Source organism: Lactobacillus sp. ESL0260 (assembly GCF_003692935.1).
Taxonomy (GTDB): Bacteria; Bacillota; Bacilli; order Lactobacillales; family Lactobacillaceae; genus Lactobacillus; species Lactobacillus melliventris.
Genome location: NZ_REHO01000012.1, coordinates 36,527 through 52,171, shown reverse-complemented (window position 1 = coordinate 52,171; position 15,645 = coordinate 36,527). Strand labels below are relative to the sequence as shown.

The following is a 15,645-nucleotide window of genomic DNA, read 5'->3' as shown; positions in this document are numbered from 1 at the left end:
AGTTTTTAAAATTTTAGTGGGAGAAATACAACTTATGTCATCTTTTTTACTTATTCTAGACGTAGTTTTAATTGTTATCATATTAGCTTTTGTGGCAGTTTGGCTATGGAATAAAATACAAACTAAACGCTTGGGTAATGGAGATTTAACCAACGAAGAATTTAATAAGGGAATGCGTAAAGCGCAAGTGGTAGATTTACGTGAAAAAGCTCCTTTTAAACGAAAACATATTGATGGAGCCAGAAACTTGCCTTACACAATGCTTAAATACCAATATACTGAATTGAGAGCAGATTTACCTGTTTATTTGTACTCCGACTCTTTATCAGTTACTTTACGTGCTGCCAGATTTTTACAAAAAAAGCATTTTTCTTCAATTAAATGGTTGAAGAATGGTTTTGATGAGTGGGATGGACGCACCAAGAAATCTAAATATTAAATAAAAAACATGTTTGTTGCACTGATCAAACGTGTTTTTTCTATGTTATTCATGAATGAGAATGTGATTATGCAAAAAGTTTTAGCTCTCGTCGGGCCGACAGCTATTGGTAAAACTGCTTTGGCAATTGAGCTTGCTCAGAAAATTAATGCTGAAATAATTTCAGGTGATTCCATGCAGGTCTACAGAGAGGTCGCAATTGGAACCGCTAAGGCAACTCCTACAGAACAAAAATTAGTACCACATTATTTGGTCGACACTCAAACAATTTTTAAACCTTATTCAGTAGTTGATTTTGTTACCCAGGCAGAAAAAGCCATTGAGCAAATAGTGCAGAAAAATAAAGTGCCTTTGTTGGTCGGTGGCACTGGCTTTTACGTTAATGCTTTGCTTAATAAATTGCAATTAGGTGAGCCGAATAAAGAAAATGCAGCTGTATCAGATAAATGGCAGGATTATTTAAATAAAAACGATAAGACGGCGCTTTGGCAAGAACTAAAAAAACGCGATCCGGTAGCTGCTCAAAAAATTCCGTTAAACAATTCACGTAGAGTTTTAAGAGCTTTAACGGTAATTGATCGTACAGGACATAAATTTTCAGAACAACAGGATAAAATTGAACCGCGATACCAGTATTTTATTATTGGATTAAATTCTGCACGTCCAGAAATTTACTCTAGGATTAATAAACGTGTTGATCAAATGATGGACGAGGGCTTACTTGACGAGGCCCGTTTTGTCTATCAAAATCGTGACCAAGAATATACTATTTTACAGGCTATTGGCTATAAAGAATTTTTTCCTTATTTTGCTGGTCAGGATAAACTGGAAAATTGTATTAAAAATTTAAAAAGAGCTTCAAGAAGATATGCTAAAAGACAGCTGACATATTTTCACCACCAGTTACCCGTTTACTGGTTTGATCCTTTAGCTGATTCAAATTGTGTGCAAGAGATTTTACAGAAAGTTGAGGAATGGTTAAATGAATAATTGGCCAAAAGAATTACAAGAAATTGTAAGTGATATTGATAAAAAGATTGAGCCGCAGCTGGCAAAAATTGAGCAAAACATTCTTTTTAATCAAAATAAAGTTTTACAGGCGTTTAAAGACAAGGCTGTAGCTGAATCGGATTTGATTGGCAGTACCGGTTATGGCTCCGATGACAGTGGACGAGATAAACTTGATCGTATTTACGCCCAAATTTTTCACACAGAAGATGCTTTAGTACGTTCACAATTTGTTTCTGGCACTCACACTTTGGCTACAGCCATGGCTGGTAATTTATTGCCAGGTGATGAATTAACGTACTTAACCGGTATGCCTTATGACACTTTGCAACAAGTTATCGGAATTGCCGGTAATGGCAGGGGCAGTTTAAAAGCATATGGAGTAAAATTCTCTCACGTTGATTTATTACCCGATGGCAGTGTTGATTTTGCTTCTGCCCGCAAATTGCTTGCAGATCATCAACCTAAAATGGTAGTCATCCAGCGTTCACGTGGTTATAATACTAGGCCTAGCTTCACTGTAAGTAAGATTAAGCCGATGATTGCTATGATTAGGGAGGTTTCACCTAAGAGCATTATTTTTGTTGATAATTGTTATGGGGAATTTTCAGAAAAACATGAACCTACAGAATATGGTGCTGATTTAATGGCAGGCTCTTTAATCAAAAATGCTGGTGGTGGTTTAGCCAAAATTGGTGGTTATGTTGTTGGTAAACATGAGTTAATTGAAAACACAGCGGTCCGTCTTACAGCTGGCGGAATAGGTAGAGAAGAAGGTGCCAGCTTAAATAACAATTTAGATTATTTTGAAGGCTTGTTTATATCTCCGAGCGTTACTGGCAATGCCATTAAGGGTGCAATTTATGCGTCTGCACTTTTAGAAAAGATGGGGTTAGAAGTTTCTCCTAAATGGAATGAAGACAGAACCGACTTAATTCAGACCGTTATTTTTCATAATAAAGATAAAATGATCAGGTTCGCTAAAGCTTTACAGGAAAACTCGCCCATTAATTCATTTGTGGATCCGATACCAAGTAATGACACCGGATATGAGGATCAAGTGATCATGGCAGATGGTTCCTTTGTTGAGGGTGCCAGCATTGAATTTTCTGGAGATGGCCCAATCAGGCCACCATATGCTTTATACATGCAGGGTGGATTGACCTATGCCCATGTGAAAATAGCGATTACTAATGCAGTTAACGAATTATTTTTCAAAACAAATAATAGATAATCATAAATGTAAAGTAAAACTTTGGTAAAGTTTTAATATTTTGTGTTAGACCACTTTACAATGTTTTAATCATTTGCTAATCTTATATCTAGTTTTAAATGAGGAATATAATTCCGATTAAGACTATACCAATTATTGTATGATTTTTTAGGTGGAGAAGCATGACAAAGAAAATTTCAGCAGATGACATCAGAAAAAGTGTAGCAGAAGAAGATGTCAGATTTATTAGACTAGCTTTTACAGATATTAACGGAACTCTTAAAGCAGTTGAAGTTCCAAATAGTCAGCTAGACAAAGTTTTGAGTAATGATGTCCGCTTTGATGGTTCTTCAATCGACGGATTTGTTCGTTTGGAAGAAAGTGATATGATATTATATCCTGATTTTTCCACTTGGTCCGTTTTACCTTGGGATGACAGCGCAGGTGGTAAAATTGGCTGTTTAACATGTTCAGTTCATACCACAGATGGTAAACCTTTTGCTGGAGATCCACGTAATAATCTCAAAAGAATCATTGGCCAGATGAAGGAAATGGGTTTTACGGCTTTTGACATCGGGTTTGAAGCGGAATTTCATTTACTTAAACTTGATCAAAACGGCAATTGGACGACAGAAGTTCCTGACCATGCCTCATATTTTGATTTAACTTCAAATGATGAAAGTGCGAGCTGCCGTCGAGATATTGTTGAAACTTTAGAGAGTATCGGCTTTGAAGTAGAAGCTGCTCACCATGAAGTTGGAGACGGTCAGCAGGAAATTGACTTTAGGTTTGATGATGCTTTAACAACGGCCGACCGTGTTCAAACTTTTAAAATGATTGTACGAGAGATTGCTAAGCGGCATGGCTTGTTTGCGACATTTATGGCTAAGCCTTTACAAGGCCAAGCAGGAAATGGCATGCACACTAATATGTCATTATTTAAGGGTAATAAAAACGCCTTTTATGATGAAAACAACGAGTATCATTTGTCAAAAACGGCTTTGTACTTCTTAAATGGTATTTTGGAACATGCTCGTGCAATTACAGCTGTCGGTAACCCCACTGTTAATTCTTATAAACGTTTAATTCCTGGTTTTGAGGCACCGGTATATATTTCTTGGGCTTCAAAGAATCGTTCACCAATGGTTCGAGTACCGGCTGCTGGTGAATTGAATACTCGTCTTGAAATGCGTTCAGCTGATCCTACTGCCAACCCATATTTGCTTTTGGCTGCTTGCTTAAGTGCTGGTATGGCAGGAATTAAGGAAGAAAAAATGCCGATGGAACCAATTACTTGCAACTTATTTACTTTAAGTGAAAAGCAACGTAATGAAATGGGGATTAAACCATTGCCTTCGACTTTGCATAATGCCCTTAAAGCATTTAAGAAAGACAAGTTAATTCAAGACGCTTTAGGAGAACATTTAACTCAAAGCTTTATTGATTCTAAAGAATTGGAATGGTCCCAATATACTCAAACGGTTTCTGACTGGGAAAGAAATCGTTATATGGGTTACTAAACTAACTTGCTCTAGTATAGAAACTATTTCTGAATCTGGGTAATAAATTAATTAAAGATCTTTATGTCAAGCTATGGTTAGCTTGGCATTTTTGTTTTGACAGTTTTTATAAGCAACCTGCTTAGCGGATGAAAAAAAGCTAATAAACTAGCATTAAACGCAAAATAATATATTCATTATAAACTGTTGGAAAAATCAAATGAATTTAAGTGATAAAATAAATGAGTTGGGTTTTAAGTATAAGAGGTAAAAATGGTAAAAAGAAAAAGAATATATACTAAAGACGTAATATTAGTTATGGCAGCTTCGTTCTTTTTTATGTTTAGTACGATGTTTGTAAATCCTTTAATCAATGGTTACGCCAAAAGTTTAGGTGCTAGTAGTGCTTTTGCGGGGATAATTGTGGGAATTATGAGTATTGCTGCGATGTTTTTGCGCCCGATTGCTGGTAATTTAACGGATAGATTTTCCAAATATCGTTTATCCTTTGTTGGGGGAGTTTTAATTGTAGTCGGAGTAATTGGCTATGTGTTGGCGCCTACAAGCAGTTGGCTACTTCTTTTTCGTTTAATTAATGGTTCGGGCTACGTTCTTTGCACCGTTTGTATGACTACCTGGCTTGCTTTTTTGGTACCGCGTGCTCATGTCGGTCAAGCAATGGGATTTTACGGCTTGATGAATGCTCTGGCTATGGCTATCGCTCCAGCGTTAGCAATTAATATTTATCAAAAAACCGGGTACAGGTTAGCGATTATTGCTTCCGGCATTTCTGCCTGTTTGATGGTCATTATGATTCAGTTTGTAGGAAATAAAGCAAAACCGCAAAATATTAATAAATCTCAAGCACAGAATTCATTACTGCACATTAAAATTATTCAAAAAAATGTATTGCCCATAGCAATGCTTACTACCTTATTTGCTTTTCCTTATTTCTCCACTCAGGCAGACCTTGTAACTTATGCTGAAGAGCAGCATCTTAATATAAATGTGGGCTCGTACTTTTTAATATATGCCGTAGTATTATTGCTTATTAGAACTACACTTAAAAATCTGTTTGATACTGTCAAATTCGGTACCTGGTTTTGGGTGAGTGTTGCAGCTACCTTGATATATCTTATTTTATTGGCCACAATGAAAAATAATTTTTTAATGGGTCTGGCGGCCGCTTTTATGGCAGTAGGATACGGTTTAATGTATTCTGTTTTGCAGTCAACTGCAATGCTTTTGGCACCAATTAGTGAGCAGGGCCTAGCAAGTAGTACATTTTACTTGGGGCTAGATATTGGTATGGCTTTTGGACCGATAATCATGGGCTTTGTGAATGATTTGTTACCGGCTAAATATTTTTATTTGGTGCAATTAATCTTAGTACCATTTATGATATTGATCTATTTACATTACCGTACTCGTCTAAACAGTGCAATTAGGCATCATTAAGTTAAATTTTGAATAAAAAGAAACTGACTAAGCTTGTTTTTTGTGCAAACTTAGCCAGTTTTAATGCATGTTAAAATATTGAAACTACTTTTTACTGAAACTTTTCACCCCATGCCCACGGGTCTTCATGCCAAGTTTTTAAAGCTTCATATTCTTTGGCATTTATATAATTCATTTCTTTTTCTTTTTGCAGCAGTTCTGGGTATGTTAATAGCGGACTATAATCAACACCGGCTTGAGCAAAATTAGCTGTGGTATCCTTTAAATAATAGGTGAATATTGAGCTTACCCCGATCACATGACCGCCCTCTTTTTCAGTGGCTTTCACTGCGTTAATAACTGATCCACCGGTGGTAATTAAATCATCAATTAGAACAATCCGATCATTTTCAGTAAAAAGACCTTCGATTTGCTTACCCTTACCGTGATCTTTGGGCTTTGGCCGTACATAAATCATTGGTAATTTTAATTTAGCAGCAACCCATGCAGCATGAGGAATGCCAGCCGTCGCAACCCCGCCAATGATACTTACATCTGGATACTTTTCTTTAATAAGAGCTGCTAAATCTGAGGCAATCCAGTCGCGTAAATCTGGATAAGAAACCGTTAATCTTAAATCTGTATAAACAGGTGATAGCATTCCACTTGCATAAGTGTATGGCTTGTTAGGGGATATTGTAATAATCTTCTTTTCAACTAATTTGTTAATGATTTGATCTTGATACATTATTCAAACTCCTTTTTAATTTCATGATATATTTGAGCAGGATTTTTTGCTTGGGTAATCGGACGACCAACTACAATTGCGCTGGAGCCAAATTCTTTGGCTTTCTGTGGAGTTGCAATCCGCTTTTGATCATCATTAGATTTATTAGTTAATCTAATTCCTGGTGTAACGTATAAAAAATCAGAGCCAATTTTCTTTCTCAGATTTTTCACTTCAAGCGGTGAACAGATCACGCCATCAGCTCCGGCTTTTTTGGCGGTTTGGGCTAAGCTGACAACTTGTTCGGGCATTGACAAAGAACAATTTTGCTCAGTAGACAGGACTTTTGCAGTAATTGAAGTTAGTTCTGTTACTGCTAGTAACTTTGGCACTTCACTACCTTGAGCTGTGCCATCCTTTAAACCGTTCTTGGCGGCAGTGATCATTTCACTGCCCCCTAAAGCATGAATGGTTGTGCAGTAGACACCCAAATGCGCTATCTGTCTTGCAGCTCGATATACCGTGTTTGGAATATCATGTAATTTAAGGTCTAAAAAAATATGGTAACCTTGTTTAACCAGTTTGGTAACTAAACCTGCGCCATAATGATAGTAAAGTTCCATGCCGATTTTTAGGTACGTTTCCTCGGGCCGACCCAGATTTGCCAGTAATTTTTGCACTTCTTTTTGGTTATCATAGTCCAAAGCCACAAATACTGCTTTTTTCATTAAAAACCTCCACGAAAAAAAGCCTATTTTGGTACGAGAGTGCATCAAAATAGACTAGCTAAAATTTGAGTCATGTTTTCAACTTGCGGTCTCTCTGTACCGTTTAAAGTTTATCATCATTGAGATTACCATTTTTATTTAAAAAATACAACCAAATTTTATTTTAAAAGGTTAAAAAATTGTGTAAAATATAGCCAAAATAATTGTACTGACAGAGAGCTTACATTTTGGGAGGATAAAATGACCAATATTAGTGTTAAATTACCCGGTCTTAACTTAAAGAACCCGGTAATGCCGGCAAGTGGCACATTCGGATTTGGTGACGTACCAGCAGCAAAAAACTTTGACTTGAATGAGTTAGGGGCGCTAGTTATTAAAACGACTACCCCGAAAGCTCGTTTAGGTAATCCGCAACCGCAGATCGCGGTTGTAGATAAGGGAGTTTTAAATTCGGTTGGATTGACCAATCCAGGAGTAGATAATGTTATTGGTAATAAATTACCGGCAATCAAAAAACAATATCCCCAACTTCCTTTGATTGCCAGTGTCGGTGGTGAAAGTAAAGAAGGCTATATTGAAGTTGCGCAAAAACTATCGCAGTCCAAAATGGTTGATGCCCTGGAAATTAATGTCTCTTGTCCTAATGTTGCTCAGGGTGGAATGACCTTTGGAGTTCATCCCGAATTAGTTGAAGAATTAACTGCTGCTATAAAACAGGTTGTTAACTTGCCTATTTTTGTCAAGTTAACACCCAATGTAACGGATATAACCGCAATTGCACAAGCTGCTGAAGCAGGCGGCGCGGATGGCTTATCACTGATCAATACGATAACCGGAATGCGCATTAACATTGAAACGCGTAAACCTCTTTTGGGAAATAATTATGGCGGTTATTCTGGTCCCGCTGTTAAACCAATTGCCTTATACCAGATTAATCAGGTAAGAAAAAATTCCCAGTTGCCCATCATTGGTATGGGTGGCATTAGCTCAGCCGAAGATGTAGTGGAATTTATGCTGGCTGGTGCTAACGCAGTCGAAGTAGGTAGTGCGCATTTTAAAGACCCTTTGGCTTGCCCGCATATTGCACACCAATTGCCGCAGCTTTTAGAGAAACTCGGAGTCAAAGATATCAATGAACTGGTAGGACAGGTTGAATTTAATTAATAAACCCGACTTGTCAATATGCAGCTTTACTATTGACAACTATTGCTTTAGCAAGTATATTTAAATAGATGTCCTTTTAAGTTAGTCCCGAGAGGCTAGTAAGGAAAGCTCAATTAAGTATTGACTTTTACGAAACGCTTAGTCTCAGGCAGATTAAGTGTTTTTTTATGGGCAAAGCACTAGTAGGAGAAAAAAGATGACAAAAGAAATTTGGGACGCATCTGCAATGAAAAGAGCGCTAACCAGAATTACTTATGAAATTATTGAGCGCAATAAAGGTACTGAGAATTTAGTTCTTATAGGAATTAAAACTCGTGGTGTTTATTTAGCTCAACGAATTCATGATCGAATTGAAAAACTTGAAGGTGTTGATGTACCGCTAGGTCAGCTTGATATTACCTTATATCGTGATGATCGTCATGATGCATCATTGAAGCTGGATCCTGTTGTTAATTCTAAAGAATTAGGTGTTGAAATTAGTAATAAGCACGTAATTTTAGTTGATGACGTGATTTTTACCGGTCGAACGATTAGAGCAGCGATGGATGCTTTGATGGACAAAGGCAGACCTAGTTCCATTGCTGTTGCTGCTTTGGTTGATCGCGGTCACCGTGAACTGCCAATTCGAGCAGACTTTGTTGGTAAAAATGTTCCAACTTCTTCACATGAAGAAATTGCAGTCCATGTAGAAGAAATTGATAATAAAGACAATGTAGAATTAAAACCATTGCCGCAATAAGAAATCAATTCAACCGTTTAATTGGCTCCAGAGAGGGTCAGAAGGGTTTGAGTTTATTTTGTTGAGTCATCGACTGAACTAGAGACCCTTTTGTAAACCTGGAGCTAAAAAGCTTCAGGTTTATTTTTGTGGAAAGAGTAAAAAATGAAAAATAGCAATTTTGTAACCTTAAAATCATTTGTCAGTGTCGAAAATTTAACTGTAGCAGAAGTAGGGGCGCTTATCGAGCGCGCAGAATATTTTAAAAATGGTGGAGCGCGCCCGCATTTAACTCAACCGGTTTATGTTACTAATATGTTTTTCGAAAATTCGAGTAGAACACATACCAGTTTTGAAATGGCGGAAAGAAAATTAGGTTTGACAGTCATTCCCTTTGATGCTGCTCATAGTTCAACCCAAAAGGGTGAAACTCTGTATGATACTTCTTTAATTATGGCAGCACTGGGAATTGACCTTGAGGTTATCAGACATTCGGAAAATGAATATTATGAGAAATTAATATATCCAAATAAAAACCAACACCTTAATATTGGTGTGATAAATGCTGGTGATGGTAGCGGTCAGCATCCTTCACAGTGTTTACTTGATATGATGACAATCCACGAACATTTTGGTCATTTTAAAGATCTCAAGGTAGCCATAGTAGGAGATATTACTAATTCAAGAGTAGCTAAAAGTAACATGGAACTTTTAACCAGGTTAGGAGCAAAGGTATATTTCTCAGGTCCTGATTATTGGTATGACAAACAATATGACAAATATGGTGAATATCTGCCGATAGATGAATTAGTCGCTCAAATGGATGTAATGATGTTGTTGCGGGTGCAGCATGAAAGACATGCAGGAGATCCTAACGAAGCCAAATTTGATGCTAAAAAATATCATGACAAATACGGAATTAATCAGAAACGCTATAACGCTATGAAAGATGATGCCATTATTATGCATCCAGGTCCAATTAACCATGATGTTGAGCTTAGTGGCAATTTGGTCGAAGCTCCAAAGTGTAGGTTCGTGCGTCAAATGGAAAATGGGGTCTTTATGAGAATGGCAATGATTGAAGCTGTTATGCGGGGACGCAATTTAGGAGGATTATCCTAATGGCAACAGTTATTAAAAATGGTTACATATACACTGGCGGAGAAATAGTCCATAGCGACCTTTTAATCAAAAATGGTATGATTGCCGCAATTGGCAAAAATTTAACAGCTGAAAAAGAGATTAATGCACAAGAAAAACTGGTTAGCCCTGGTCTAGTTGATGTTCACGTTCATTATCGGGATCCTGGCCAAACTGAAAAAGAAGACGTCCGAACTGGCTCATTGGCAGCAGCACATGGCGGTTTTACTACAGTCTGTGCAATGCCTAATGTAGACCCCGTTCCTAATACTCCTGATTTACTGGCAAAAATGATCCAGAATAATCACAAAGCTGGTTTAGTCCATATTTTGCAATACGCACCCATCACAGTTGATGAGGATAGTAAAGAAATTCCTGATTATGCTGGGTTAAAAAAGGCTGGTTGTGTTGCGCTAAGTAATGATGGTAAAGGAGTGCAGGATGCGCAAACTATGTTTTTGGCAATGCAAAAAGCTAGAAAAAATAATTTGCTGATAGCTGAGCACGCTCAGGATGATTCTCTTTTTAATCATGGCGTTATGAATGATGGGCCAACAGCGCGGCTACTTAAACAGGAGCCAATTACTGAGCTGGCAGAGACTACTCAAATTGCGCGTGATCTTTTATTGGCAGAAAAGACTGGGGTTCACTACCACGTTTGTCACGTTTCCACTAAAACAAGTGTTGAATTAATTAGAATTGCTAAAAGTCATGGTATTAATGTTACCTGTGAAGTGGCACCTCATCATCTTTTATTGGGGGAAGAAAATATTGGTAAAGATAATAGCAATTTCAAGATGAACCCACCTTTAAGAACCAGGGAAGATCAAAAAGCACTAATAGCGGGATTACTGGACGGTACGATTGACATGATTGCGACTGATCATGCACCACATACTGCAAAGGATAAACAAGGTGGCTTCAAAAATGCTGCGTTTGGTATTGTAGGCAGCGAAACAGCCTTTAGTGAGCTTTACACCAAATTTGTCAAAACTGGTACTTTCACATTACAGCAGTTATTAAATTGGTTGACATTCGCTCCAGCCAAGGCCTTTGGTCTTAAAAAGGCAGGAAGAATAGCAATAAATCAACCAGCTGATATTGCCATTTTTAATCTTGAGCAAAAAGCGGCTATCAATAGTTCTGACTTCAAATCCAAAGCAAGTAACACTCCTTTTAATCAAGATTTAGTATTCGGTCAAACGGAATTAACAATGGTTGATGGCAAAATTGTTTTTCAAAGGGAGGAAAGTAAATGAGATATTTAATTTTGGAAGATGGCAGCATTTTTGCAGGTGAAGGTTTTGGCGGAGATCGGGTAACCAAAGGTGAAGTCGTTTTTACCACTGGTATGACCGGCTATCAAGAAGCAATCACGGACCAGTCTTATGCCGATCAAATTCTGGTATTTACAAACCCATTAATTGGTAATTATGGCATTACGCTAGCTGATTATGAATCACTCGAACCGGGAATAAAAGGGGTGATTTGTCACCAAGTTGCGCGCTATCCCGACAACTGGCGCATGCAGACTACTCTGCCCGCTTTTATGGAGAGCTTAAATATTCCGGGAATTCAGGGAATTGACACCAGAAAATTGGTTAAAAAACTGCGCGCGCACGGCACAATGAAGGGTCAAATCTGCGATTCTAAGGAAAATGCTGCTGCAATTGCTGCTGATTTAAGAGCAAATAAAATTACTGAAGGAGTAGTTAAGCGCGTTTCAACTGCAAAATCATATCCTGTGCCGGGTTCAAAACGGAATATTGTTGTTGTCGACTTTGGCTTGAAAAACAGTATTTTACGTGAACTTAGTAAGCGAGACTGCAATTGTATAGTTCTGCCTTACACGACTTCAGCTGCAAAAATTTTATCTTTGCAGCCAGATGGAGTGTTATTGTCAAATGGCCCAGGCGATCCACTTGAAATGAAGGATGCAGCTAAAATGGTGCAGGAAGTTGAGCAGAAAATACCACTCATGGGTATTTGTATGGGGCATCAGGTTTTTGCTTTAGCCAATGGTGCTAAAACTTATAAAATGAAGTTCGGTCACCGCGGCTTTAATCATCCTGTACGTGAAATTGCTACTGGGAATATTGGATTTACCTCTCAAAATCATGGTTATGCTGTTAGTCGTGATTCAATTGATCCTGAAAATTTAATGGTAACTCATGTAGAAGTTAATGATGGGACCATTGAGGGTCTACGGCATAAAAAATATCCCGCTTTTTCAGTTCAATTTCACCCTGACAGTACCCCTGGTCCACACGACGAGGAAGGGATTTTTGATTACTTTATGCAAATGATTGATCAAAGAAAGGACAATGAAAGTCATGCCTAAAAGAACTGATATAAAAAAGATAATGGTAATAGGTTCAGGTCCAATTATTATTGGTCAAGCAGCAGAATTCGATTATTCTGGAACACAAGCATGTTTGGCTTTACGTGAAGAAGGCTATGAAGTGGTTCTGGTTAATTCTAATCCTGCTACTATCATGACTGATACTACGATTGCTGACAAGGTTTATATTGAGCCGTTAACTGTTGAATCAGTTTCCCGCATTATTCGTAAGGAATACCCTGATGCAATATTGCCTACTTTAGGTGGTCAAGTTGGTTTGAATATGGCTTTGTCTTTAGCTAAAAGCGGCATTCTAGACGAATTAAATATTGAACTGTTAGGAACAAAACTTGATTCAATTGAACAAGCCGAAGACAGAGAAAAATTCAAGGAACTTTGTCAAAAACTGGGTGAACCAGTTCCGCCTTCAACCAGTGTTAAAACAGTCCAAGAAGCTTTAGATTTCGGAGATAAGATTGGATATCCCATTATTGTCCGTCCCGCCTTCACTATGGGAGGAACCGGTGGTGGAATTTGTAATGATCGCGCTGAACTTGCAAAAATTGCCAAAAATGGCTTGGAACTGTCTCCGGTTACCGAATGTTTAATTGAACGGTCGATTGCAGGCTATAAAGAGATTGAATTTGAAGTAATGAGAGATCATGACGATAATGCTATGATTGTCTGCTGTATGGAAAACTTTGATCCTGTCGGTATTCATACCGGGGATTCAATTGTTTTCTCACCGTCACAGACATTATCTGACAAAGAATATCAGATGTTGCGTGATTGCTCCTTAAAGCTTATTCGGGCACTAAAGATTGAGGGCGGCTGCAATGTTCAATTAGCCTTAGATCCAAATAGTTTTAATTATGATGTCATTGAAGTTAACCCCAGAGTTTCGCGTTCATCTGCCTTGGCTTCCAAAGCTACTGGCTATCCGATTGCCAAGATGGCAGCCAAAATTGCTGTGGGTCTGACTTTAGATGAAATTAAAAACCCAGTCACTGGTACTACTTTTGCAGAGTTTGAACCAGCATTGGACTATGTTGTCTGCAAGATACCACGCTGGCCTTTTGATAAATTTGCCAAAGCTAATCGCGAACTGGGTACGCAGATGAAAGCAACTGGGGAGGTTATGGCAATAGGAAGAACGGCTGAAGAAGCCTTTCAAAAAGCCGTTCGTTCCCTGGAAATCGATCAAAAAGATTTTTATTCAGTTGAAGCCCATAAAGCCAGTGATGAAGACCTCGAAAATAAACTGGTTAGAGCGCAGGATGATCGTCTTTTCTACTTAGCTGAAGCCTTCCGGCGGGGTTATTCAATGTCGGACTTGCATGAATTAACTAAAATTAATTTTTACTTTTTAGATATTGTTAAGCATATTGTCGATTTAGAAAAAGATATTGCCGCAAATCCTGATGATCTAGAGGTCCTTAAAAATGCTAAAAAGTATGGCTTTAGTGATCATACAGTCGCTAATTTGTGGCATGAAGATGAAGACAAAGTAAGAACTTTGCGCAAGCAAAATCATTTGCTACCAGTATATAAAATGGTTGATACATGTGCAGGTGAATTTGTTTCTCAAACTCCTTATTTTTATTCTACTTATGATACCGAAAATGAGAGTCAGAGAACTTCCAAGAAGTCAGTGTTGGTAGTTGGTTCAGGTCCAATTCGCATTGGCCAGGGTGTAGAATTTGATTATGCCACAGTTCACTGCGTTAAAGCCTTGCAAAAGATGGGTTATGAAGCTATTGTCATTAATTCAAATCCCGAAACTGTTTCAACTGATTTTTCTGTTTCTGACAAATTATATTTTGAGCCTTTAACTTTAGAAGATGTGTTAAATGTTTGTGATTTAGAGCAACCAGAAGGTGTAATTATTCAGTTTGGTGGTCAAACTTCAATCAATCTGGCCGCTGGTTTGGAAAAACATGGTGTCAAGATTTTAGGAACTAGTGTAGAAGATCTTAATCGAGCTGAAGATCGAGAATTATTTGACCAAGTAGTAAAAGAATTAGGTTTGAAGCAGCCGCAAGGAATCACCACTACCACACATGCTGGCGTTATTAAAGCAGCTGAGAAGCTGGGCTACCCAGTTTTAGTCAGACCAAGTTATGTATTAGGTGGAAAGGCAATGGAAATTGTTTACAATCAACCTGAACTTGAAGACTACTTGCACAACCATGTTGACATTGCCAGCAGTCATCCAATTTTGGTAGATGATTACCTCGATGGTCGAGAGTGTGATGTTGATGCTATTTGTGATGGAGAAGAAGTACTTATTCCTGGAATAATGGAGCATATTGAACATGCTGGCGTTCACTCTGGAGATTCTATGGCCGTCTACCCGGCTCAAACATTTTCACCTGCCATTAAGCAAAAAATCGCTGACATTACCAAAAAACTGGCTTTAAAGCTTAATTGCCGTGGAATAATGAATTTGCAGTTAATTGAGCGCGGTGGAGAAATTTATATTATTGAAGTTAATCCCCGTGCCAGTCGTACGGTGCCATTTTTAAGTAAAATTACCAGTATTGAAATGGCTCAGGTTGCTACTCGGGTAATTATGGGTGAAAGTCTAAAGGAGCAAGGCTATAAAGATGGTCTGGCACCAGAAACAAAAATGATTAGTGTTAAAGCACCAGTCTTCTCGTTTAGTAAACTTTCAGATGTTGATAGCTACTTGGGGCCGGAAATGAAATCAACTGGCGAAGTCATGGGCAGCGACTTGAGTTTTCCAAAAGCACTTTATAAGGCTTTTTCAGGAGCCAACATGCAAATACCAGACAGTGGCAACATTTTGTTAACCATTGAAGACCGCGATAAGCAGGAAATATTACCTATTGCTCAAAGATTTGCTCAAATTGGTTATCGTATTTTTGCTACCAGTGGTACGGCCAGTTTCCTAAAACAAAATCATTTACCTATTACTCTGGTTGATAAGATTCATCAGCACAGTGAGGCTAATATTTTAAATGAGTTTAAAAATGGGAAAATTGATTTGGTTATAAACACTATGGGACATGATTTGGCGAAAACTTCTGACGGCTTTATTATTCGTCAAGCTGCCATCCAGCAAAATATTCCTTTAATTACTAGCTTGGACACTGCCCGTGCACTTCTAACTGCCTTAGAAAACCGCTCGTTTTCTACAATAAGCATAAAATAAAATTTAATAAGCAAAAGAGCAACTGCGTAAACAACAGTTGCTCTTTTTGTACTTAA

At 38.0% G+C, this 15,645-nt stretch carries 13 protein-coding genes; 11 read left to right on the top strand and 2 right to left on the bottom strand.

The window, feature by feature from the left end; all coding sequences use genetic code 11:
* Window positions 1-34: 34 nt before the first annotated feature.
* From F5ESL0260_RS05860 to F5ESL0260_RS05840, 5 genes are all read left to right on the top strand, one after another.
* A complete protein-coding gene (locus F5ESL0260_RS05860; RefSeq protein ID WP_046325094.1) occupies window positions 35-439 on the top strand; it encodes a rhodanese-like domain-containing protein in 405 nt (134 codons plus the stop codon).
* Between the two features lie 69 nt (window positions 440-508).
* Window positions 509-1,429 carry a tRNA (adenosine(37)-N6)-dimethylallyltransferase MiaA gene (gene miaA / locus F5ESL0260_RS05855; RefSeq protein ID WP_122026225.1) on the top strand — a complete coding sequence of 307 codons (921 nt, stop codon included), beginning with the start codon at window positions 509-511 and terminating at the stop codon, window positions 1,427-1,429.
* The gene (locus tag F5ESL0260_RS05850; RefSeq protein ID WP_122026224.1) at window positions 1,422-2,681 is read left to right on the top strand and encodes a methionine gamma-lyase family protein; all 1,260 of its coding nucleotides are present in this window, start codon (window positions 1,422-1,424) and stop codon (window positions 2,679-2,681) included. The genes miaA and F5ESL0260_RS05850 overlap by 8 nt, the downstream gene beginning before the upstream one ends.
* A 161-nt stretch (window positions 2,682-2,842) precedes the next feature.
* The gene (gene glnA, locus F5ESL0260_RS05845) at window positions 2,843-4,180 is read left to right on the top strand and encodes a type I glutamate--ammonia ligase (RefSeq protein ID WP_122026223.1); all 1,338 of its coding nucleotides are present in this window, start codon (window positions 2,843-2,845) and stop codon (window positions 4,178-4,180) included.
* Between the two features lie 252 nt (window positions 4,181-4,432).
* The gene (locus F5ESL0260_RS05840) at window positions 4,433-5,617 is read left to right on the top strand and encodes an MFS transporter (protein ID WP_122026222.1); all 1,185 of its coding nucleotides are present in this window, start codon (window positions 4,433-4,435) and stop codon (window positions 5,615-5,617) included.
* A 91-nt stretch (window positions 5,618-5,708) separates the two neighbouring features.
* On the opposite strand, the gene pyrE is transcribed toward F5ESL0260_RS05840, so the two are convergent.
* On the bottom strand, window positions 5,709-6,344 hold the full coding sequence (gene pyrE, locus F5ESL0260_RS05835; protein ID WP_110446258.1) for an orotate phosphoribosyltransferase: 636 nt from the start codon (window positions 6,342-6,344) through the stop codon (window positions 5,709-5,711).
* Window positions 6,344-7,051: an orotidine-5'-phosphate decarboxylase gene (gene pyrF, locus F5ESL0260_RS05830; protein WP_122026221.1), complete on the bottom strand. Its 708-nt coding sequence runs from the start codon at window positions 7,049-7,051 to the stop codon at window positions 6,344-6,346. The genes pyrE and pyrF overlap by 1 nt, the downstream gene beginning before the upstream one ends.
* Window positions 7,052-7,291: 240 nt before the next feature.
* On the opposite strand from pyrF, the gene F5ESL0260_RS05825 reads away from it, so the two are divergent.
* From F5ESL0260_RS05825 to carB, 6 genes are all read left to right on the top strand, one after another.
* Entirely contained in the window at window positions 7,292-8,215 is a 924-nt protein-coding gene (locus tag F5ESL0260_RS05825; RefSeq protein ID WP_122026220.1) for a dihydroorotate dehydrogenase, read from the top strand.
* Window positions 8,216-8,411: 196 nt separating this feature from the next.
* Window positions 8,412-8,954 (top strand): bifunctional pyr operon transcriptional regulator/uracil phosphoribosyltransferase PyrR, encoded by a 543-nt coding sequence (gene pyrR / locus F5ESL0260_RS05820; protein ID WP_046325086.1) that lies wholly within the window; start codon window positions 8,412-8,414, stop codon window positions 8,952-8,954.
* A gap of 144 nt (window positions 8,955-9,098) precedes the next feature.
* Window positions 9,099-10,055, top strand: a complete 957-nt coding sequence (locus tag F5ESL0260_RS05815; RefSeq protein WP_046325085.1) for an aspartate carbamoyltransferase catalytic subunit — start codon at window positions 9,099-9,101, stop codon at window positions 10,053-10,055.
* Window positions 10,055-11,332, top strand: coding sequence for a dihydroorotase (locus tag F5ESL0260_RS05810; protein WP_122026219.1), 1,278 nt, complete (start codon window positions 10,055-10,057; stop codon window positions 11,330-11,332). Before F5ESL0260_RS05815 ends, F5ESL0260_RS05810 begins: the two co-directional genes overlap by 1 nt.
* Entirely contained in the window at window positions 11,329-12,414 is a 1,086-nt protein-coding gene (locus F5ESL0260_RS05805; protein ID WP_122026218.1) for a carbamoyl phosphate synthase small subunit, read from the top strand. The genes F5ESL0260_RS05810 and F5ESL0260_RS05805 overlap by 4 nt, the downstream gene beginning before the upstream one ends.
* Complete coding sequence (gene carB / locus F5ESL0260_RS05800) at window positions 12,407-15,589, top strand: carbamoyl-phosphate synthase large subunit (RefSeq protein WP_122026277.1); 3,183 nt, start codon at window positions 12,407-12,409, stop codon at window positions 15,587-15,589. The genes F5ESL0260_RS05805 and carB overlap by 8 nt, the downstream gene beginning before the upstream one ends.
* The last annotated feature ends 56 nt before the right edge of the window (window positions 15,590-15,645 follow it).